The sequence below is a fragment of the Anaerococcus vaginalis ATCC 51170 genome (genome assembly GCF_000163295.1).
GTDB classification, from domain to species: domain Bacteria; phylum Bacillota; class Clostridia; order Tissierellales; family Peptoniphilaceae; genus Anaerococcus; species Anaerococcus vaginalis.
Genome location: NZ_GG700527.1, coordinates 1302235 through 1321352 on the forward strand (window position 1 = coordinate 1302235; position 19118 = coordinate 1321352).

The 19118-nt window shown below is 30.5% G+C and carries 17 protein-coding genes and 1 pseudogene; 5 read left to right on the forward strand and 13 right to left on the reverse strand.

What is annotated here, in order from left to right:
- Positions 1–2 precede the first annotated feature (2 nt).
- Positions 3–1118, reverse strand: coding sequence for an LCP family protein (locus HMPREF0078_RS06210; protein ID WP_004839283.1), 1116 nt, complete (start codon positions 1116–1118; stop codon positions 3–5).
- Positions 1119–1205: 87 nt separating this feature from the next.
- On the opposite strand from HMPREF0078_RS06210, the gene HMPREF0078_RS06215 reads away from it, so the two are divergent.
- Entirely contained in the window at positions 1206–2030 is an 825-nt protein-coding gene (locus tag HMPREF0078_RS06215) for a Cof-type HAD-IIB family hydrolase (RefSeq protein ID WP_004839284.1), read from the forward strand.
- 32 nt (positions 2031–2062) lie between these two features.
- Here HMPREF0078_RS06215 and HMPREF0078_RS06220 read toward each other — a convergent pair whose 3' ends face one another.
- From HMPREF0078_RS06220 to pepD, 8 genes are all read right to left on the reverse strand, one after another.
- Positions 2063–2269 (reverse strand): hypothetical protein, encoded by a 207-nt coding sequence (locus HMPREF0078_RS06220; RefSeq protein WP_004839285.1) that lies wholly within the window; start codon positions 2267–2269, stop codon positions 2063–2065.
- On the reverse strand, positions 2259–2693 hold the full coding sequence (sufU, locus tag HMPREF0078_RS06225; protein ID WP_004839286.1) for a Fe-S cluster assembly sulfur transfer protein SufU: 435 nt from the start codon (positions 2691–2693) through the stop codon (positions 2259–2261). The genes HMPREF0078_RS06220 and sufU overlap by 11 nt, the downstream gene beginning before the upstream one ends.
- Complete coding sequence (locus tag HMPREF0078_RS06230) at positions 2693–3913, reverse strand: aminotransferase class V-fold PLP-dependent enzyme (RefSeq protein WP_004839287.1); 1221 nt, start codon at positions 3911–3913, stop codon at positions 2693–2695. The genes sufU and HMPREF0078_RS06230 overlap by 1 nt, the downstream gene beginning before the upstream one ends.
- 1 nt (position 3914) lies before the next feature.
- Entirely contained in the window at positions 3915–4961 is a 1047-nt protein-coding gene (locus HMPREF0078_RS06235) for a SufD family Fe-S cluster assembly protein (RefSeq protein ID WP_004839288.1), read from the reverse strand.
- Positions 4961–6376, reverse strand: coding sequence for a Fe-S cluster assembly protein SufB (sufB, locus tag HMPREF0078_RS06240; RefSeq protein WP_039920739.1), 1416 nt, complete (start codon positions 6374–6376; stop codon positions 4961–4963). The genes HMPREF0078_RS06235 and sufB overlap by 1 nt, the downstream gene beginning before the upstream one ends.
- Before the next feature lies 1 nt (position 6377).
- Complete coding sequence (gene sufC, locus HMPREF0078_RS06245; protein WP_004839290.1) at positions 6378–7109, reverse strand: Fe-S cluster assembly ATPase SufC; 732 nt, start codon at positions 7107–7109, stop codon at positions 6378–6380.
- A gap of 249 nt (positions 7110–7358) precedes the next feature.
- Entirely contained in the window at positions 7359–7625 is a 267-nt protein-coding gene (locus HMPREF0078_RS06250) for an HPr family phosphocarrier protein (protein WP_004839291.1), read from the reverse strand.
- Positions 7626–8280: 655 nt separating this feature from the next.
- Entirely contained in the window at positions 8281–9699 is a 1419-nt protein-coding gene (gene pepD, locus HMPREF0078_RS06255; RefSeq protein WP_004839292.1) for a beta-Ala-His dipeptidase, read from the reverse strand.
- Positions 9700–9876: 177 nt separating this feature from the next.
- Between pepD and HMPREF0078_RS06260 the strand changes: the two genes are divergently transcribed.
- The 4 genes from HMPREF0078_RS06260 to HMPREF0078_RS06275 all read left to right on the forward strand — a co-directional run bounded on the left by HMPREF0078_RS06260 (position 9877) and on the right by HMPREF0078_RS06275 (position 14594).
- The gene (locus HMPREF0078_RS06260) at positions 9877–10923 is read left to right on the forward strand and encodes a D-alanine--D-alanine ligase family protein (RefSeq protein ID WP_004839293.1); all 1047 of its coding nucleotides are present in this window, start codon (positions 9877–9879) and stop codon (positions 10921–10923) included.
- Positions 10920–12299: a UDP-N-acetylmuramoyl-tripeptide--D-alanyl-D-alanine ligase gene (locus HMPREF0078_RS06265; protein WP_004839294.1), complete on the forward strand. Its 1380-nt coding sequence runs from the start codon at positions 10920–10922 to the stop codon at positions 12297–12299. The genes HMPREF0078_RS06260 and HMPREF0078_RS06265 overlap by 4 nt, the downstream gene beginning before the upstream one ends.
- A gap of 37 nt (positions 12300–12336) precedes the next feature.
- Positions 12337–13269 carry a 1-phosphofructokinase family hexose kinase gene (locus HMPREF0078_RS06270; protein ID WP_004839295.1) on the forward strand — a complete coding sequence of 311 codons (933 nt, stop codon included), beginning with the start codon at positions 12337–12339 and terminating at the stop codon, positions 13267–13269.
- 80 nt (positions 13270–13349) lie between these two features.
- Positions 13350–14594 carry a YkvI family membrane protein gene (locus tag HMPREF0078_RS06275; protein ID WP_004839296.1) on the forward strand — a complete coding sequence of 415 codons (1245 nt, stop codon included), beginning with the start codon at positions 13350–13352 and terminating at the stop codon, positions 14592–14594.
- A gap of 221 nt (positions 14595–14815) precedes the next feature.
- Here the strand turns inward: HMPREF0078_RS06275 and mgtE are convergent, their stop codons facing one another.
- From mgtE to HMPREF0078_RS09195, 4 genes and pseudogenes are all read right to left on the reverse strand, one after another.
- Positions 14816–16174: a magnesium transporter gene (mgtE, locus tag HMPREF0078_RS06280; RefSeq protein WP_004839297.1), complete on the reverse strand. Its 1359-nt coding sequence runs from the start codon at positions 16172–16174 to the stop codon at positions 14816–14818.
- A 4-nt stretch (positions 16175–16178) separates the two neighbouring features.
- Positions 16179–17384, reverse strand: a complete 1206-nt coding sequence (locus tag HMPREF0078_RS06285; RefSeq protein WP_004839298.1) for a S41 family peptidase — start codon at positions 17382–17384, stop codon at positions 16179–16181.
- A 164-nt stretch (positions 17385–17548) separates the two neighbouring features.
- Positions 17549–18133: a DJ-1 family glyoxalase III gene (locus HMPREF0078_RS06290; RefSeq protein ID WP_039920580.1), complete on the reverse strand. Its 585-nt coding sequence runs from the start codon at positions 18131–18133 to the stop codon at positions 17549–17551.
- A 190-nt stretch (positions 18134–18323) separates the two neighbouring features.
- Positions 18324–19118, reverse strand: a pseudogene (locus HMPREF0078_RS09195) (hypothetical protein); the annotation flags it as partial.

Consider the following 19118-nt stretch of genomic DNA (forward strand, 5'->3'; position numbering starts at 1 on the left):
TATTAATTATCTTCATTAAGGTTATTCACATCTTCATCGAAATAATTTTCATCTTCTGTATTTTCTTCGTCTTCTTGGTTCAAATCTTCATAATCCTCATCCAAATATTCTTCGTCTTCTTCATTACTATTTGAATTTTGATAATCTTCATTTGAATTTTCATTATCGTTAGTGTAAGTATAGTTTTGATATTCCCAATAAGAACTATCTTCTTTTTTCCAAGATTTTAATTTATATTTTGAAAATACTTTATCAATTATCTTCCAAGTTTCTTCGTAATTAGGAATATAATAGCTTACTCCATCAATATATTGTGGATTTCCTGGAACAGTGTAAGTTTTACATTTTTCTGAAGAAAAATTAGACATTTTGCTAGCAAAATCTATCATAGTTCCCAACGGTAAATTTGTCTTTACATCTTTAAAATATGATTCAACCAAGGAAGTCATATTTATTGTTTTTGATTTTTTTACCAATTCATTTATGATTCCTTTCATAAATTCTTGTTGAGCATTAACTCTACCAAGATCAGCATTTTGGTAAATTTTTCTAGCTCTCAAGTAAGTTAATACATCTTGTCCGTTCATTTTATTCATTCCCGGTCTTATATGTGTATTTCCTTCATCAAGTCTTACTCCTTCAGGAACTTTGTAATTTACTCCTCCAATTTCATCAACTATATTAACAACAGCCTCAAAATTTATTTCTGCATAATAGTCAATATCAAGTCCCAAAAAATCCCTCAAAGTTTTTAAAGTAAGTTCAATTCCACCATAAGCATGAGCGTGATTTACTTTTGTAAATTCATCTCTAACCTTTACTCTAGAATCTCTAGGGATTGATAAAATATCAACTTTTCCCGTTTCAGAATTTATTTTACAAAGCATAATTGTATCTGTCCTTGTAGGCTCAGGATTTTCTTTATTTTTACTTGCATCAACTCCAACCAAAAGCACAAGAATTTCGTTATCAACCTTTTTTCCCTTATTATTTTCAGCAGCCTCAGCCCCATAATTATCTATATTTTTTTTATCCTGTAATTTATTTAAATAGGCATTTGAAGAAAAAAATACAAATAATGCCACCATAATCGTTATTAAAAATCTTTTAAATCTCATAATATCTCCTTCTCATCTTGTAATTATAGCATAAAAAAAGACTTAATAAAAATAAGAAATTTCAAAAAAATATGATATAATCAAACTATGATTAAGCTAATAACAATTGATATAGACGGAACCTTGCTTACAAATACAAGACGTCTTCCAAAAAAAAATAAAGAAATGATATTAAAAGCAAAAAAATTAGGAGCACATATAGCTCTAGTAAGTGGCAGACCATTTTCTGGAATTCTTCCTTATGTCAAAGAACTAGACCTAGAACATGAAGGTCATTTTTCAATTTCCCAAAACGGATCCTATATTTTTGACAACTACACTAAGGAAATCATCACAGGAGTTTTTCAAAAACCAAAAGATTTAATTAATCTTGATAAGGCTTTGAAAAATTTTAAAGTTCAAGTTTCAGCCATGGATGATGATAGTTTTTATACAAGACATAAAAATCCAAATATTTTGACAAGATTCGATTCTTTTATTACAAAATTAAAATTACAAAAAATTTCCTACAATGATTTTGACGAAAATAAAAATTTTGGTAGATTTTTGGTTATGGGATGGCCTTGGAATATTGAAAAAGTAATGGACAATATGCCAAGTTTTGTAAACGAAAATTATTACTACGCAAAAACAGCTCCCGTTTTAATTGAAGTTATGAACAAAAACGCAAACAAGGGAAATGCCATAAAATTAATGAGCGAAAAATTAGGATTTAAAATCGATGAAATAATGGCTATTGGAAATGAAATGAACGATATACCAATGCTAGATATGGCAGGATTTTCCGTTGCAATGGAAAACGCCAACGATTATCTAAAACCCCACGCAGATTATATAACTTTATCAAATAATAAAGCAGGAGTTGGAGAAGCTATAGAAAAATTAATAGAAAATAATTTTGAAAAATTTTAAAAATTTAAATGAAAAAGCATTCCTAGATTTTTCTAAGAATGCTTTTTGTTTTCTTTAAATTTTTTGTATTTTACATAGGCGTTTGCGCCCATTAATATGCTTGCTAATAAAATTATCCACCAATATTTTTTGTCACTTATATATTGAATTACGGTAAGAATTATTAAAAGCACAAAAGTTATTGCACTTGTTATAAATTCCAAAATCCTATAATCTTTGAAAAAATTATTATTTGACATCTTTATCTATCACTTCGTCCAAAGTTTTCCAAGATAAAAGCGCACATTTTACCCTTTGTGGCATATTGGAAATATTTTGGAAAGCTGCTGCATCTCCAATTTTTTCCAAATCTTCATCGCTTATATCTTCTCTTTTTATCATGCCGATATAAATTTTTGCCATCTCTTTTGCTTCTTCAATTGTTTTTCCTACAATTTCATCGCACATTACAGAAGTTGCAGCTTGGCTTATTGCACAACCGTGTCCTGTAAAAGCTGCCTCTGTTATTACGTTTCCATCATGTTTTAATTCCAAAACAATTTCATCTCCACATGAAGGATTGTGGCCTGGCTCTTTTATATCTGGATTTTCTAAATTTCTTTTATTTTTTTGATTTCTAGAATTTTCAAGAATTACTTGAGTATAAACATCGTTTAAGTCCATTAAAGTCCCATCACCTTTCTTACATTTTTAAGCTCTTTTGCAAAATATTCTACTTCTTCTTTAGTATTATATATGGCAAATGATACTCTGCAAGTTGAAGATACATCAAGGTAGGTGTGAAGTGGCATTGCGCAATGATGACCGCTTCTTACAGCAATTCCTTTCATATCCAAAATTGTTGCAACATCGTGTGGATGAATATCATCAAAAGTAAATGCTACAACTGAGCCTGTATTTCTTTTTTCTGGGAAAAATACTTTTATATGGTCAATATCTTTTATCAAATCATAGGCATATCTTGCAAGTTTATTTTCATGTTCATAAATATTTTCCACACCAATTTTATTCATAAAATCAATGGCAGCAGAAAGACCTACAACTCCACCTACATCTTGAGTTCCTGCTTCAAATCTTTGGGCAGGTTTTGCAAAAGTAGATTCTTGCTCATAAACATATTCAATCATATCGCCACCAAGATTGTATGGTTTTAATTTTTCAAGTAAATCATATTTTCCGTACAAAATTCCAATTCCCATTGGTCCATACATTTTGTGGGCAGAAAAAGCAAGAAAATCACAATCCAAATCTTTTACATCAATTTTTTTGTGAGGAGCAAGTTGGCAAGCATCTACTATTGAAATTGCTCCAACTTCATGAGCAAGTTTTGTAATTAATTTTTGATCAGTCATCTCTCCAGTCACATTTGATGAGGCTGTGATTGAAACAATTTTTGTTTTATCTGTAATTTTTTCTTTCAATTCGTCATAATTTAAAGAATAATCATCATTTAAATAAACGTATTTTAAAATTGCCCCGGTTTCTTTGCAAACTCTTTGCCAAGGAACTAGGTTTGCATGGTGTTCTAAAATTGAAATTACAATTTCATCGCCTTTTTTCAAATTTTCACAAGCGTAAGAATAGGCTATAAGATTTAAAGATTCTGTTGCATTTCTCGTATAAATTATTTCTTCGGATTTTTCTGCATTTATAAAATCTTTTATCTTTTCTCTTGTATTTTCAAAAGCTTCTGTCGCCTTCCATGATAAAAAGTGAGCTCCTCTGTGAGGATTAGCATTTGAATATTTGTAATAGTCAGCTTGGGCATTTATAACTGAGATCGGATTTTGGCTAGTTGCCGCAGAATCTAGATAAATAACTTTTTTTCCAGTATTTTTTTCATCCAAAAATGGAAATTCTTTTCTTATTTTTTCTATATCCATCTTAATCCCTCGTATTCATTGCGTGAACTTTGTATCTTACTTTCTCTCTCAATTCTTCATGGTCAATTTTATCAATTGTTGGTGCGAAATTTGCTTCAAGCATCAAACTTTCAGCTTTTCTTTTGGAAAAACCTCTGCTCATTATATAAAATAACATTGCCTTATCAAATCTTCCAACGCTTGCAGCGTGTTCTCCTGTTACATCTTTTTCTTCATTCAATAAAACTGGTGCTGATCTGTTAATAGCATCTGGACTTAGCATTACTGCATAATCTCCAATTTTCCCATCAGCGTGTTCACATCCTCTTTTAAGATCAACTACACCCTTCCATCTTTTTTCAGCTTTTCCTTTAAGGGCACCATTAAACATACAATTTGATTTTGTTACTTTTGCCTTGTGATCGTTAAAAGCTCCGATGTCTAGAAAATCTTCGTTTTGTTTGAAATAAACTCCATTTTCTTCAAGATTTGATTCTTCTCCATCAAGGAAATTTCTAATATTTACATAAGACTTGTCTGCACCAAGTTCAATATAAGAAATATCAAAATTTGCCCTGTCGCCAATAATTGATGAAATTTGTTGTAAATTAAGAGAATTTTCTAATAAATCTACTACTACAACCAATTTCACAAAAGAATCTTCTTCAAGATTTACCCTTATCAAAGAATTTAGGTAAGAAGATTTGCCTTTTGTTTGAGAAAAATTAATTAAAAATGAAGATTTTGATCCTTTTTTTGCATTTATATCAATTTTATTAACCAATTGATTTGAATTTTCGTCAAGATTTAAATTTATAAATTCTAAATCTTTTTCTCCATCAACATCTCTGTAAATATCTAAATTATTAAATTCTTTATTTTCTATCAAAAAATCTTTTGAAAGTCCGTAATTTTTTTGATTAAAAATTTCATCTAAAGATTTGTTTTCATCATTTGAACTTTCAAAATTTTTATAAGCTTTTTTTTCATTTAAACTTGGAGCTTTTTCGCTATAATTTAGCTTGGTGTATGACCAAGTAGGCTCTCTCATTACATTTACTTTTTCCATCAGCCATTTGCTCCTTCCAATTCCATATCAATCAAATTGTTCATCTCAACTGCATATTCCAAAGGCAATTCTTTTGCAACCGGCTCTGCAAATCCTCTTACAATCATAGATTTTGCTTCGTTTTCTGGAATTCCCCTACTCATTAGATAAAAGATTTGTTTTTGGTCAAGAGAACCAATTTTTGCTTCGTGACCGCAATCAACTTCATCATTTCTAATATCAAGAGTTGGTATTGTATCTGATTTTGACTCACGTGATAACATCAAGTTTTCACAATCAACAGTTGACTTTGATCCTTTGGCATTTTTACCAATTTTTACATAAGATCTTGTCATAGATTTTCCATTTCCTTGAGTAATAGATTTTGTAAGAGCAGTTGAGTAAGTGTTTGGTGCGTTATGAATCATTGAACAACCATTGTCAATATATTGACCGTTTGATGCATAAGTTATTCCTGTATATTCTGCTCTTGCTCCTTCGCCATTTAAAATTGTGGTTGGATAAAGCATTGAAACTTTTGAACCAAAAGATCCAGAAATCCATTCAACTTGACCGTTTTCTTCAACGATTGCTCTTTTTGTATTAAGGTTGTACATATTTCTTGACCAATTTTCTATTGTAGAAAATCTTACTTCGGCATCCTTATGAACAAATATTTCTACACTTCCAGCGTGAAGATTCACAACATTATATCTTGGTGCAGAACATCCTTCTATAAAATGAACTTTTGCTCCTTCTTCTGCAATAATCATTGTGTGTTCAAATTGCCCAGCTCCTGGTGCGTTCAATCTATAATAAGATTGAAGAGGAATATCAACATTTACTCCCTTTGGAACATAAATTAAAGAACCACCAGACCAAACTGCACCGTGAAGGGCTGCATATTTGTGAAGTGTTGGAGGAATTGCTCTTTGAAAATATTTGTGAACAATTTCTTCATGTTCTCTCAAAGCTGTATCAAAATCTGTAAAAATTACTCCTTGATCTGACAAATGTTTTTGAATTGAATGGTAAACTTCCTCACTGTCATATTGAGCTCCAACTCCTGCAAGAGATTCTTGTTCAGCTTGAGGAATTCCTAACCTATCAAAAGTATCTTTTATTTCTTCTGGAAGAGCATCCCAATTACTTTTTTTGTCAGTTTTTGGCTTAACATAAGTTGTTATGTCTGCCATATTTAATTCAGAAAGATCTGGTCCCCATGATGGATTTTCTGTTTTTTCAAAAATCAAAAGAGATTGAAGTCTTCTTTTTAGCATCCACTCTGGTTCATTTTTCTTTTTTGATAATTCTTCAACTATTTTTTTATTTAAACCCTTGTCGGAAATATCTGAGTATTCAAATTTGTCAATGACATCATAAATACCCCTATCAATATCCTTAAAGGATGATTCATCAAATTTTTTTTCTGTCATATTAAACCCACTCATATCCTTCTTTTTCAATTTTTTCCATTAGGCTTGCATCAGATGTTTCTTTGATTACTCCATCTTTTAAAACATGAACATAATCAACATCAATGTTTTCTAATAATTCGTTGTGGTGAGTTACAACTATTACAGCATTATCTTCGTTTAAATAATTTTTTATTCCTTCACTTACAATTCTTACCGCATCAACATCAAGTCCTGAATCAGTTTCGTCAAGCATAGCAAGTTTTGGATTTAAAATTTTTAATTGCAAAATTTCAGATTTTTTTCTTTCTCCACCAGAAAATCCTACATTTACATATCTGTTTGCATATTCTTCAGATAATTTTAAATCATCCATTTCTTTTTTTAGTTCTTTATTAAATCCTAAAATTGAAGGTTTTTTTCCTGTTACTTCTTCTTTTGCTTGCTTTAGAAAATCTCTAAGCTTTACACCATTAATCGCATCAGGAGATTGGAAAGACATAAAAATTCCTGCCTTTGCTCTTTTATCAGTTGTTAATTCTGTTATATCTTCTCCTTCAAAAAATATTTTTCCTTCTGTTACATCGTAAGCTGGATTCGCCATTACAGCGTTCATGAATGTAGATTTTCCTGAACCATTTGATCCCATTATTACATGAACTTCTCCAGCATTAACTTTTAAATTTATTCCTTTTAATATTTCAGTATCTCCAACTGAAACATGTAAATTTTCAACTTTTAATAATTCTTTCATTTCTTACCTCTTTTTTCCTAACTTTTGAGAAAATAAATTTATATACATTTAAAGTATACTGCTTTAGTACGGATTGTCAAAACTTGAAATCTTAACATTTTTATATGAAATTTTAAAAAATAATTTTTAATTTTTTTTAATCTTACAAAATTATTAATTTTAAAAATTTTCGCAAAGAAAAAACACTTTTTCTATCAAAAGTGTTCTCTAAATAAGTATTAATTTTTATTTTTAAATAAATTTAAATCGCTAATAATTAGATAATTTATTTTCTACCAAATCAACTAAACTTTTTACAGCTTCTTCTTCGTCATCGCCTTGAGCCTTTATTATAATTTCTTCGCCTTTTCCGGCACTCATAGACAAAACTGACATAATTGATTTTGCATTATAAATTCTTCCATCTTTTTCTACATTTATATCGCACGCATGCTTTACAGCTTCTCTTATAAAAATAGAAGCAGGTCTTGCGTGTAAACCGATTTCATTTACAAGCGTAACTTTTTCCTCGTACATATTACCTCCATTAATTGTTGATAAATAAAATTCTATAACTATTATTTTTTTAACTATAATCCTTAAATCTTAAATATATTATACACGTTTTCCTGACATAATACAATACTTGCATTTTTGAAAATAATAGTTAAAAAAATATTAAATTTTTAGAAAATGATTTCCTTTTCTGTAAATATTATAGCACGAAAAAATTTTTTAACAAGGATTTTAATTATCTTACTTAGCAAAATAAAAAAAGAGGTGCAAACCTCTCAAAGTGTAGACAAATCATTAGTCTAAATAATATTATATTTTCAAAATAAAAATAAAGTCACTTACTATAATAACTAAAGATATTCTTTGATTTTTCACATTTATCCCTAAAATTTAGTGCAAATTTATAAGCGTTGCTATTACTTACAAATTCTAAAAACCAACGCAAAAGCATGGAATCTTTTTCAAAGCAAATTAGTTTTAATAAGAACAAAAAATTTTTCAAAAAATGTATTTTAATGTGAGTAAAAATAATGAATAAAGAGAGAGTTCATGAGATTTCTCTACTAACTGCTTACGATATAAATTAGGACAAACAACCGGAGTGGGCGGTTGTTTGTCCTATAAAAATTGCTAATTTTTTATTTTGTCAACAGTATGAAATTTTCAAAGCTCTTTTTTATTTTAATTCTTTTAAAAGCTCTATTAAGAATTTATAATTATTTTCTGTTGATTTTATATTTACTCTTTCTTCTGGGCTATGGGCGCCTTCTATTTCTGGGCCGAATGATACCATTTGGGTTTGGTTCATATCTTGTTTTAACAAACCACATTCAAGCCCACCGTGGGTTGTTAAAACTTCTGGTTTTTCTCCATTTAATTTTTCCCAAACATTTTTCATTATTTCCAAAAGTTCGCTGTCTTCTCTTTCCCAGCCTGGATATTCATTTGATGTTTCTACTTTTGCTCCAAACATTTCTACTTGTTTTTTTATAACATCTCTTCTAAATCTTTTTGCTGATGTTAATTCGCTTCTTGCAAGAATTACAAAACTTATTTTTTTATCATCTTCTTCAATTAAACCAAGATTTGAACTTGTAACTAAATTTCCTGCATATTTTTTTACAGGGCCGTCTGCAACAATCATTGTTGCATTTACAATTTTTTCTGACAAATCTCTTGTTAAAACTTCTCCATCAAATTCGCATTCTTTTATATTTATTTCGCCTTTTGGATCTGAATTTTTGTATTCGTGGATAATTTCATCTTTTATTATTTCTAGATTTTTTATTGCTTTTTTTGCATCATCTACTTCTACTATCGCAAATGCTTCTGATGGAATTGCATTTCTTTTTACTCCACCTGTAATTTTTCCTATCCTATATGAATCTAGTCCATCAATTATTCTAACAAGTCCCTTTATCGCATTTAGTTTAAACTTATCAATTTCCATTCCAGAATGTCCGCCTTGGAAATTTTTAAGTTCTATTGAAATAAATTCTCCATCTGCTTTTTCATATTCTTTTTCAAAAGAATATTTTATATCCATTCCACCAGCACAACCAATTGTAAGAATTCCTTCTTCTTCGCTGTCGATATTTAATAAATATTTTGGATCATTTAATTTTTTTGTATCTAAATTATTAACTCCAACCATAGATGTTTCTTCGCCTGTTGTTATCAAAACAGAAATTGGACCGTGTGAAATTTTTTCATCATCCAAAATTGCAAGAGCGTAAGCTACTGCTATTCCATCATCTGCCCCAAGAGTAGTCTTGTTTGCTCTAAGCCATTCTCCATCTATTACAAGCTCAATCGGATCTTTAGAAAAATCGTGGTCTGAACCATTTTCTTTTACACAAACCATATCCATGTGTCCTTGGAGTAAAACTTCTGGATAATTTTCAAAGCCCTTGCTTGCTTCTTTCTTTATATATACATTTAAAAAATCATCTTGCCAATATTCTAAATTTCTTTTTTTTGCAAAATCTACCAAAAAATCTGAAATTTCTTTTTCATTTCCGCTTTCTCTTGGTATATTTGAAATTTCTTTAAACCAATGAAAAACTTCTTTTGGTTGTAAATCTTTATAATCCATATTTCCCCCTATTTTTATTTTTTTAAATATTATACTTTTATTTGTAGAAATAAAAACACGAAAATTTTCAAAAGAAAATAATAAATATTAATTTATTTTTCAATAAAATCTTCTTTTATTTGCTCTAATTTCCAATATGTAGTAAAATTTTTATATAAAATTAGAGTGGGGAGATATATGATTAATACTTATTTATTATGCGGTGGACCTTCAAGCGAGCATGAAATAGCTCTTAGAAGTGCCCTTAATATTTCAAAAAATTTAGACAAAAACAAATACAATTTAAAAATTGTTTATATTGATAAAAAAGGTAGATTTTCAAAAGCTTTCGATTTTATAAATACAGACGATGAATTTGAACTTGTAAAAGAATGCAAAGAAAATATTTTAGAATCAATTTCTGATTTTCTTTTAGAATTAAAAGATAAGGATAAGGAAAATACAATTATAATTCCTTGTGTTCACGGAACTTATGGAGAAGATGGAACTATCCAAGGATTTTTGGATGCAATTGACACAGCTTATATTGGAAATGGACTTTTGTCATCTTCTGTTTGTATGGACAAGGTTACTGCAAACGACATTTTCGAAAAAAATAAATTAAAACAAGCAAGATACCTTTATGCTAACGAAGAATCTTTTGACCTTGATTTTGCAAAAAAATGCGAAGAATATATTAAGTTTCCAATGATTGTAAAACCATCAGCAAATGGTTCATCAGTTGGAGTAAATAAGGCAGAAAATATTGACGAGCTTTTAAAATTTGGAAAAGAATCTTTAAAATATGATGAAAAAATCTTAGTTGAAGAGGCAATAATTGGTCAAGAAGTAGAAATTGCCATAATCGGCGATAATAAATTAATTGCATCAAAGCCAGGAGCTTATGTAACTGACCATATTTTCCTTGACTATGATGCAAAATATTTTGATAAATCCACAAAAGAAATGCTTCCTTATCCAATGGATGAAAAGCTTGAAAAAGATTTGTTAGAATTTGCAAAAAAATGCTACAAGGCTTGTAATTGCCAAGGATTTGCAAGAGTTGATATATTTTTAAAAGATAATGAATTTTACATCAACGAAATAAACACCTTCCCTGGCTTTACCCCAACTTCATTTTTTGCAAGACTTTGCAAAATTAGTTTTGACCTAGAATTTTCACAAATTCTTGATATGCTAATTGAAGAAGGTTTTAAAAGTTTTCAAAAAAGGAGATTTAAATGATTGAAAGAAATTTAGAAGAAATTGCAAAAATGCTTGGTGGAGAAATTTCAAACCCAAAGTATTCTAAAACCAAAATCAAAGGAATATCAATTGATTCTAGAACAATCAAAAAAGATAATCTCTATATCCCAATAGTTGGAGAAAAATTTGATGGAAGAATTTTTATAGAAGAATGTGAGAACTCCGGAGCTGTTGCCTTTTTGATTGACGAAAATTACAAAATTCCAAAGTCAATTTCAATTCCCTTTGTAAAAGTTTCTGATACAAAAAAAGCCTTACAAGATTTGGCAAGAGCATACAGAGATGAGCTTGACATAAAAATAATTGCAATCACAGGTTCAAATGGCAAGACAACCAGCAAAAATTTAATTCATTCGGTTTTGTCAGAAAAATATAAGGTAGAAAAAACTCAAGGAAATTTAAATAATGAAATTGGAGTTCCTTTGACTCTTTTGGATTTTTCAGACAAAACGCAAATCGGCGTGGTTGAAATGGGCACAGAAGATTTTGGAGAAATTTCTCTCCTTACAAATATTGCAAAACCAGATATGGCAATGATTACAAATATTGGCGATGCTCATCTTTTAAAATTAAAATCAAGAGAAGGAATTGCCAAAGCAAAACTTGAAATTCTTGAAGGCCTAAAAGCTGATGGAACTTTTATCTATAATGGCGATGATGAAATATTAAAAAAAGTTCTTCCTTCCTACACAATAAAACAAAAAACAATAAGTTATGGCAAAGAAGATGGAGTGAATTTTAAAGTATATCCAAAAGAATTTTCAAGCACTTACACAAAATTTTCATACGAAAATGAAGATTACAAAGTTCCCCTACTAGGCACTCATCAAGTTTATAACGGAGCTTTGGCAGTTCTTATTGGAAAATTATTTAATCTTTCTTATGAAGAAATTGATAATGGTCTAGCCAAAGTATCAAATAATGCAAACAGAAATGAATTAATAGAAAGAAATGGCTTTGACATTCTTGACGATGCCTACAAATCAAATCCCCAATCATTAAAGCAAGGACTCGAGCTTGCAGGATTTTTGGATGGATATTTAAATAAAATTGTAGTTTTGGGAGATATGCTTGAGCTTGGCGATGGAGAAAAAAATCTTCATTACAAATCAGGACTTGATATAAAGCCAAAAAAAATAAATTATTGCCTATTCTATGGCCCACTTTGCAAAGAAATGTACAAGGCAAGTCTTGAAAATTTCCCAGAAAACAGAAGTTTTTATTTTGAAAACAAAAATGACCTAATAGATAAGTTGAAATTTTTAATAACAAAATCAACTTTAGTTTTTGTAAAAGGTTCAAGAGGACTTCACATGGAAGAAGTCATCGAAGCGATTTATGATTTAAGAGTATAAAAAATAAAAATAGAAAAGATTAATTATTGGAGGAATTATGATATATACAGTTACCCTAAATCCATCTGTGGATGTAATTTTAGAAGTAAAAAACCTGAATATTGGCGATAAAAACCATGTGTCTGATGAATTTACCCTTCCAGGAGGCAAGGCTCTTAATGTTTCTAGGGTTTTATCACAATTAAAAATCCCTACAATTGCAACTGGATTTACAGGTGGTCATCAAGGAAGATTTATAGAAGAATGGCTTGATAAAGAAAATATCATGACAGATTTTGTAAATATCGAAGAAGAAAATAGAACAAATATAAAATTATTACTAGATAACGAAGAAACAACAATAAATTCAAAAGGTCCAAACATAAGCCACTACGAAGTAGATGAACTTTTATATTATTTATCAAGAGTTGGCGAAGGCGATACAATTGTTATGGGAGGATCAGTCCCACCAATGGAAGAAAAATCTGACAAAGATATTTATTCTAGAATGGTTTCAATAGCAAAAGCAAACAAAGCGCAATTTATAGCGGACATTCCAGCAGAATATTTGCCAGACGTTATAAAAGAAGGACCAATTTTAGTAAAACCAAACATAGAAGATTTGATGGAAATTTTTGGAACAAAAATTGAAACAATAGAAGATATGGATAAGTACGGCAAAAAAATTATAGAAATGGGAGCACAAAACGCCATAGTTTCATACGGCAAAAAAGGCTCAATGTTTTTCTGTCAAGACGGACATTCATATATATCCGAAGAAATTCACATAAATGAAGTAGTAAATTCCGTAGCCTGTCGTGATTCAATGATAGGAGGATTTATAGGAACTTTGGTAAGATCAAGCGATTATCTTGAAGCATACAAAGTTGCCATAGCAGCAGCAACAGCAACAGCAGAAGTGCTAGACCTACCAACAAGAGAAGAAATTGAAAAAATAATACCAAAAGTAGTAATAAACCAATTTTCTTAAACAAAAAGTGTTGGCATAAACCAACACTTTTATTATAAAAAAATTTTTTATTAAAGGAGAAAAAATAAAAAGGAGAAATAATGAATAAAAAAACTATAAGTATAATGCTAGCTTATGTAGGCGTATTAACCGGAGCAGGACTTGCAAGCGGTCAAGAGCTAATGCAATATTTTATTTCCTTTGGAATATCAGGGCTATTTGGACTTATAGCCATAGGAATTTTGCACGTTTTAGTTGGAGGAATAATTCTTCAGCTTGGCTCTCACTATTTAGCAGAAAGTCATATCGACGTAATCGAAGAAGTTTCAAGCAAATATTTGACAAAATTTATGGATTTTGCCCTAATAATTAATTGCTTTTTGATGGGTTTCGTAATGATAGCAGGTGCAGGCTCAAATTTAAACCAACAATTTGGATTTAAACCATGGGTTGGCTCACTAATTTGTACCCTACTAGTAATTTTTATTGGAATGTTAGATTTCGATAAAGTAACAAAAGTAATCGGTGCCTTTACACCACTAATAATTATTTTTGCTATCCTTGGAGCAATTTATACTTTTATAACAATAAAACCAGATTGGCAAAGTCTAAATCAAATTGGACAAAGTGTAAAATCCCCACTGCCAAACATAGGCTTATCCACCCTAAATTATTTTGGCTTGTGCATGATTAGCGGAATCTCCATGGCATTTGTCCTAGGAGGAAGCAAAACAGATTCAGCCGAAGCAGGACTTGGGGGAATGCTTGGAGGATTGATGGTAGCAATTCTTACAGCGCTCGTAGGTCTTACCCTATTTTTTACCCTACCAATGATAAAAGATTCCGACATACCAATGCAAATTGTTTTAGAAAATATCCATCCAATTTTGGGTCTTATGATGTCATTAATAATTTTTGGAATGATTTTTAACACAGCCATTTCCCTATTTTATTCAGCCGCAAGAAGATTTTCCGATACAGAAAATAAATTTAGAAGAAATTTAATAATATTTACCCTAATGGGCTTTGGACTTTCATTTTTAGGCTTTAAAAAATTAATGTCAATCCTCTATCCAATACTTGGATATTTAGGAATGATACTTACAATTATCCTAGTAGTTGCTTGGTTTAACGAAAGAGAAGAAATCAAACACGAAATGAGAAGAAGATTTGCAATATCTGTTCTTACAAAAAGAAAATTAGATGACGACGAAGAATTTGGAAAAATGGAAAAAGAAAAACTAGAAAGATTAGCAGAAAATTCCATAATAGACAACAAAGAAATAAAACAAGCCGTTCACGAAGAAGTGAAAGAAGAATTAGAAGAAGAAAATAGCGAAGAATAATAAAATTTAGACTGGATAAGGGCATAAATTTCCTTTTCCAGTCTATTTATTTTGCCATATTTTAAAAAGAGATCCCTCCATGCACTCCACTTCGTTTCGTTTAGTCGAGATTGGTAATTTCTTAATTTAATTTTATCACTAAAGAATTATTTTATTTTTTTTAAATTTCTTACACCAATTTTCAAAAATAAAAAAGCTTACTAATTAAAGTAAGCATTTTTTTATATTCCCATAATTAATTTTGCAATTTGGAAATAGCATATTAATCCTATTGAATCTACTATTGTCGTTATTAGTGGACTTGCCATTATTGCTGGGTCAAAGCCTAATTTTTTTGCTCCCATTGGAAGTAAAGCTCCTACAACTTTTGCTATAATTATTATTACAAAAATTGTTATTCCTACTATGGCTGCAACTTCCATAGCTACTCCGTCAAATAATAGGCATTTTAAAAATGCTAAAAATGACATTATAACTCCTACTATAACTCCAACTTCGAATTCTTTAAATACTACTTTATACCAATCTTCAAGCTCTACATCTCCTGTTGCCATTCCACGTATTACAAGAGTTGATGATTGGCTTCCTGCGTTTCCGCCGGAGTCTGTTAGCATTGGTATAAACATATTTAGGGCAATTATTGATTCTATTACCCTTTGACTTGATTTTAAAATTGTTGATGTAAATGATGCCGAAACCATCAAAAACATTAGCCAAGGCAATCTGTTTTTTGCAAGTTTTAAGGCTGATGTGCTTGAATATTCTTCTTCATCTGGTGTTGTACCAGCCATTCTTTGGAAGTCCTCAGTTGTTTCAAGTTCCATTATATCCATAATATCGTCAACTGTAATTATTCCAATAAGCCTTCTTTCGCTATCAACAACTGGCAAAGCTGTAAAACCATATCTTCTAAAAGTTTTTGCTACATCTTCTTGGTCTTCGTAAGCTTCCACGCTTATTACATCTTCATACATCAAATCTTTAACTTTTGTATCTAATGAGCTTGTTACAATCAACCTTAGTGAAACATAACCCAATAAAGATTTTGTAGTATTTGTTACATAGCAAGTATAAATAGTTTCTTTTGTTGAACCTACTTTTTTTATCCTGTCCAAAACTTCTTGGCAGGTCATTTCTGGATTTACTTCTACAAATTCTGTTGTCATCAAACTTCCAGCAGAATCTTCTGGAAATTGTAAAAATTGATTTACTCTTTTTCTCATTTCAGAATCAGAATTTCTCAAAATTCTTTTTACAACAGTTGCAGGCATTTCCTCAAGCGTATCAATTACATCGTCGAAATTTAAAGCTTTCACAATAGCATCAAGCTCAGGATCAGTAATAGAAGTCAAAAGTCTGTGCTTTCCATCTTGTTTTAATTCAGCAAACACCTCAGCAGCATCGTCTTTTCTCAAAAGCCTATAAACAATCAAACTTTCTTCATTGTCAAGCTCAGACATAAATTCTTCTATATCTACGGGGTTAGTTCTTCTCAAAGAATCCTTTAAAGCCGGAATATCTTTTTTTTCTAAAAGATTATTTAGTTCTTCAATCCTTTGCTCGCTGTTATAGCTGTTCATAATATCACCCCTTAATTTCTTCTAATAATGTATCCAAAGCCTTATTAAATTGAGTATCCTTGTCAAGATTTTCTATATCCAAAGCTCCATTTTCACTTTTATCTTCAACTTCTACATCAGGTTTTACACCAATTTTGTGAATTTTAGTTTTGTTTGGTGTGAAATATTCGCTAATAGTAATTTTTACACCAGAACCATCATCAAGAGGGAAAAGTTTTTGAACAATTCCCTTACCAAAAGAAGTTTTCCCAACAATTTTTGCTCTTTTTCTATCCTTAAAAGCTCCAGCCAAAATTTCAGACGCAGAAGCAGAATTTTCATTTATAAGAACAGTCATAGGAGTTTTGTCCATTTCCTTGTCACTTTTTTCAACAATTTCTTTGCCTTTTTTATCAACAGTTGAAACAATTACACCCTCATCCAAAAAAGTATCAGCTATAGCAAGACACACATCAAGCCCACCACCAGGATTATTTCTAAGATCCATCACAATACCATCAACCTTAGCATCCTTCAAAGCCTTCAATTCCTTGCCAAATTCTTCCTTAGTAACATCCTCAAATTGTTTAATTTTTATATAGCCGATTTTTTTGTCATCTTTTTCAACAACTTTGCTTTCAACAGTATCAACCTTCACATCAGCTCTTTCAACATCAATATCTTTTTCCTCAGCCTTGCCCTCAGCATTTTTTCTAAGGACAGTAATCTTTACCTTTTCTCCAACATTTCCTCTGATTTTTGACACAGCCTCTTCCAATTGGTCAGAAGAATAAGAAACACCATCAACCTTGGTAATATAATCGCCAACATTGATGCCAGCCTTTTTTGCAGGAGATTCATCAAAAACAGAAATCGCCTTGATATATCCCTCATCACTAGCTTGAACAGCTACACCAATGCCCGCATACTTTCCATTAACATCTTCCATAAGCTTGTCAAATTCTTCCTTTGTATAATAAGCAGTATAAGGATCGCCCAAATTTTCAAACATACCCTTCAAAGAACCATCGTACAATTGCTTATCCTCATAATCAAAAAGGAAATTCTCATCAATCAATTCCTTCATAGCTTCCATAGAAGCCATGTGCTTTTGATTTTGTTCAGAAATCATACGATTATCATTAGAAGAATTCTTTCCGAGAGTAAAACCCGTAAAGCCAGTCCCTATAATCAATAAAAAGGCCAATAAAACCTTACCAATCTTTTTCATAATACCTCCAATTAAAATTTAAAAACCAAAAATATGATTTTTATAGAAATTAAATACCTATCAGTATTCTTATATTTTAACATATATAGACCTTTTTTTAAATAAAATAAAAAAGCAAAAAAAGAATAAATCAACAAAAAATATCAATTTATTCAAAATAAACATTAAAAATTAAAACCAAAATATTTCTCAACAAAATCTTCCTGAATACCAGCCTTTACACTATTTTTTACATCAATCCCCTTAATCATTTCAATCAATTTCAAAGCCAAAAAAACACTAGCACCAGCGCCCCTTGACGTAAAAATATTTCCATCCATAACAATAAGCTTGTCACTTTTAATATTTCCAACATTCAAAAGGCTTTTTTCCACACTAGGATGACAAACAAGATTCCTATCACTAACAATACCTGCCCTATCAAGAACACTAGGCCCTGCACAAATAGCACAAATTATTTTTTTCTCCTCATCAAATTTTTTTACAATATCAATAACCCTTTTATCATCCCTAAGATTTTTCGCCCCCAAACTACCACCAGGAATATAAATCCCATCATAAAAATCCAAATCAATATCATCAATAAGCCTATCCGCCTTGACAATAATATCGTGAGAGCCAACAACAAACAAATCATTGCCAACAGAAACCATATCAACAAAAATATCAGCCCTTCTAAAATAATCAACCAAAGTCAAAGCCTCAATTTCCTCAAAACCATCCGCCAAAAAAACTAAAAATCTATCCATAAATTCCTCCATAAATCTATTATACCCACACCCAAAAGTCATATAAAAAATCACATTAATAAAATAAAATTATAATTTACCATAAAAACTTTTTTAATAAGAAAAAAATAAAATCAAAAAATCCCAACAAAAAAATGAAGACCCGAAGGTCTTCACTAAAAATTATTTTTTATTTTCGAAAAAATTAATTTTAATCATTTTTTCTTTTTTTAGAAGCGAATAATCCGCTTACTGCTGCAGCCAATGTTGCTAAAATAGTTGCAGAAGAACCTACACCTGTTTTAACATTTTTGCCTGTATTAGAGCTATTAACTCTATTAATACTTCCACTAGCACCAGCTTTTGCTTTTTGAATTACTAAATCATTTCCTTTAATGATGTCAACAGAACCATCTGGATAAGTTATAGTAGCAGTTCCATCTTTTCCAATCTCAACTTTTGTTCCTTGTGGGAATTTATCTTTATTAGCGTCTTCGATTGCTTTTTTAACCTTATCTTTTTCCTCATCAGTTAAGTTGTTTTTATCCTTAACTTCAGTTTTTGAAGGAACAGTTGGGTTAGTTTTGTCTGCTATTGTTTTATTACCATCTTTATCAGAATTGTTGTCATCTTTTCCTTTTTCGTGTCCTTCAACTGGAACTTCGATTTCAACTTTTCCGCCTGGTAGATCTGGATCTTCAATTGTTACAGTGATTGGTCCATCAACATTTGTTCCTGGAGTTACAATTACATTTCCATCTTTATCAATTTCAACTGGAACGTCTTTGCCATCTTCATCTTTAGCTGTAACTTTTGTATCATCATCAGGATTTTCAACTTTGATGCCAGTATCTTGTTTATCATCAGTTGGTTTAACTGGTTTAACATCTCCGCCTACTTTTGTACCCTTATCATCAGCTTTACCTACTGTTGCTGTTGCTTCTTCTGATGGGCTCTTTCCATCTACTGTTGCAACTGCTTTTACAGTTTCGCCTTCTTTTGGTTC

What these genes read in the sequence shown, in the direction of transcription:
- HMPREF0078_RS06230 (WP_004839287.1), bottom strand. Translation starts at nt 3,913, where the DNA reads ATGGATATAGAAAAAATAAGAAAAGAATTTCCATTTTTGGATGAAAAA.
- HMPREF0078_RS06220 (WP_004839285.1), bottom strand. Translation starts at nt 2,269, where the DNA reads ATGTCAAATAATAATTTTTTCAAAGATTATAGGATTTTGGAATTTATA.
- HMPREF0078_RS06210 (WP_004839283.1), bottom strand. Translation starts at nt 1,118, where the DNA reads ATGAGATTTAAAAGATTTTTAATAACGATTATGGTGGCATTATTTGTA.
- sufU (WP_004839286.1), bottom strand. Translation starts at nt 2,693, where the DNA reads ATGGACTTAAACGATGTTTATACTCAAGTAATTCTTGAAAATTCTAGA.
- HMPREF0078_RS06270 (WP_004839295.1), top strand. Translation starts at nt 12,337, where the DNA reads ATGATATATACAGTTACCCTAAATCCATCTGTGGATGTAATTTTAGAA.
- pepD (WP_004839292.1), bottom strand. Translation starts at nt 9,699, where the DNA reads ATGGATTATAAAGATTTACAACCAAAAGAAGTTTTTCATTGGTTTAAA.
- sufC (WP_004839290.1), bottom strand. Translation starts at nt 7,109, where the DNA reads ATGAAAGAATTATTAAAAGTTGAAAATTTACATGTTTCAGTTGGAGAT.
- HMPREF0078_RS06215 (WP_004839284.1), top strand. Translation starts at nt 1,206, where the DNA reads ATGATTAAGCTAATAACAATTGATATAGACGGAACCTTGCTTACAAAT.
- HMPREF0078_RS06235 (WP_004839288.1), bottom strand. Translation starts at nt 4,961, where the DNA reads ATGGAAAAAGTAAATGTAATGAGAGAGCCTACTTGGTCATACACCAAG.
- HMPREF0078_RS06265 (WP_004839294.1), top strand. Translation starts at nt 10,920, where the DNA reads ATGATTGAAAGAAATTTAGAAGAAATTGCAAAAATGCTTGGTGGAGAA.
- HMPREF0078_RS06250 (WP_004839291.1), bottom strand. Translation starts at nt 7,625, where the DNA reads ATGTACGAGGAAAAAGTTACGCTTGTAAATGAAATCGGTTTACACGCA.
- sufB (WP_039920739.1), bottom strand. Translation starts at nt 6,376, where the DNA reads ATGACAGAAAAAAAATTTGATGAATCATCCTTTAAGGATATTGATAGG.
- HMPREF0078_RS06260 (WP_004839293.1), top strand. Translation starts at nt 9,877, where the DNA reads ATGATTAATACTTATTTATTATGCGGTGGACCTTCAAGCGAGCATGAA.
- HMPREF0078_RS06275 (WP_004839296.1), top strand. Translation starts at nt 13,350, where the DNA reads ATGAATAAAAAAACTATAAGTATAATGCTAGCTTATGTAGGCGTATTA.
- HMPREF0078_RS06290 (WP_039920580.1), bottom strand. Translation starts at nt 18,133, where the DNA reads ATGGATAGATTTTTAGTTTTTTTGGCGGATGGTTTTGAGGAAATTGAG.
- HMPREF0078_RS06285 (WP_004839298.1), bottom strand. Translation starts at nt 17,384, where the DNA reads ATGAAAAAGATTGGTAAGGTTTTATTGGCCTTTTTATTGATTATAGGG.
- mgtE (WP_004839297.1), bottom strand. Translation starts at nt 16,174, where the DNA reads ATGAACAGCTATAACAGCGAGCAAAGGATTGAAGAACTAAATAATCTT.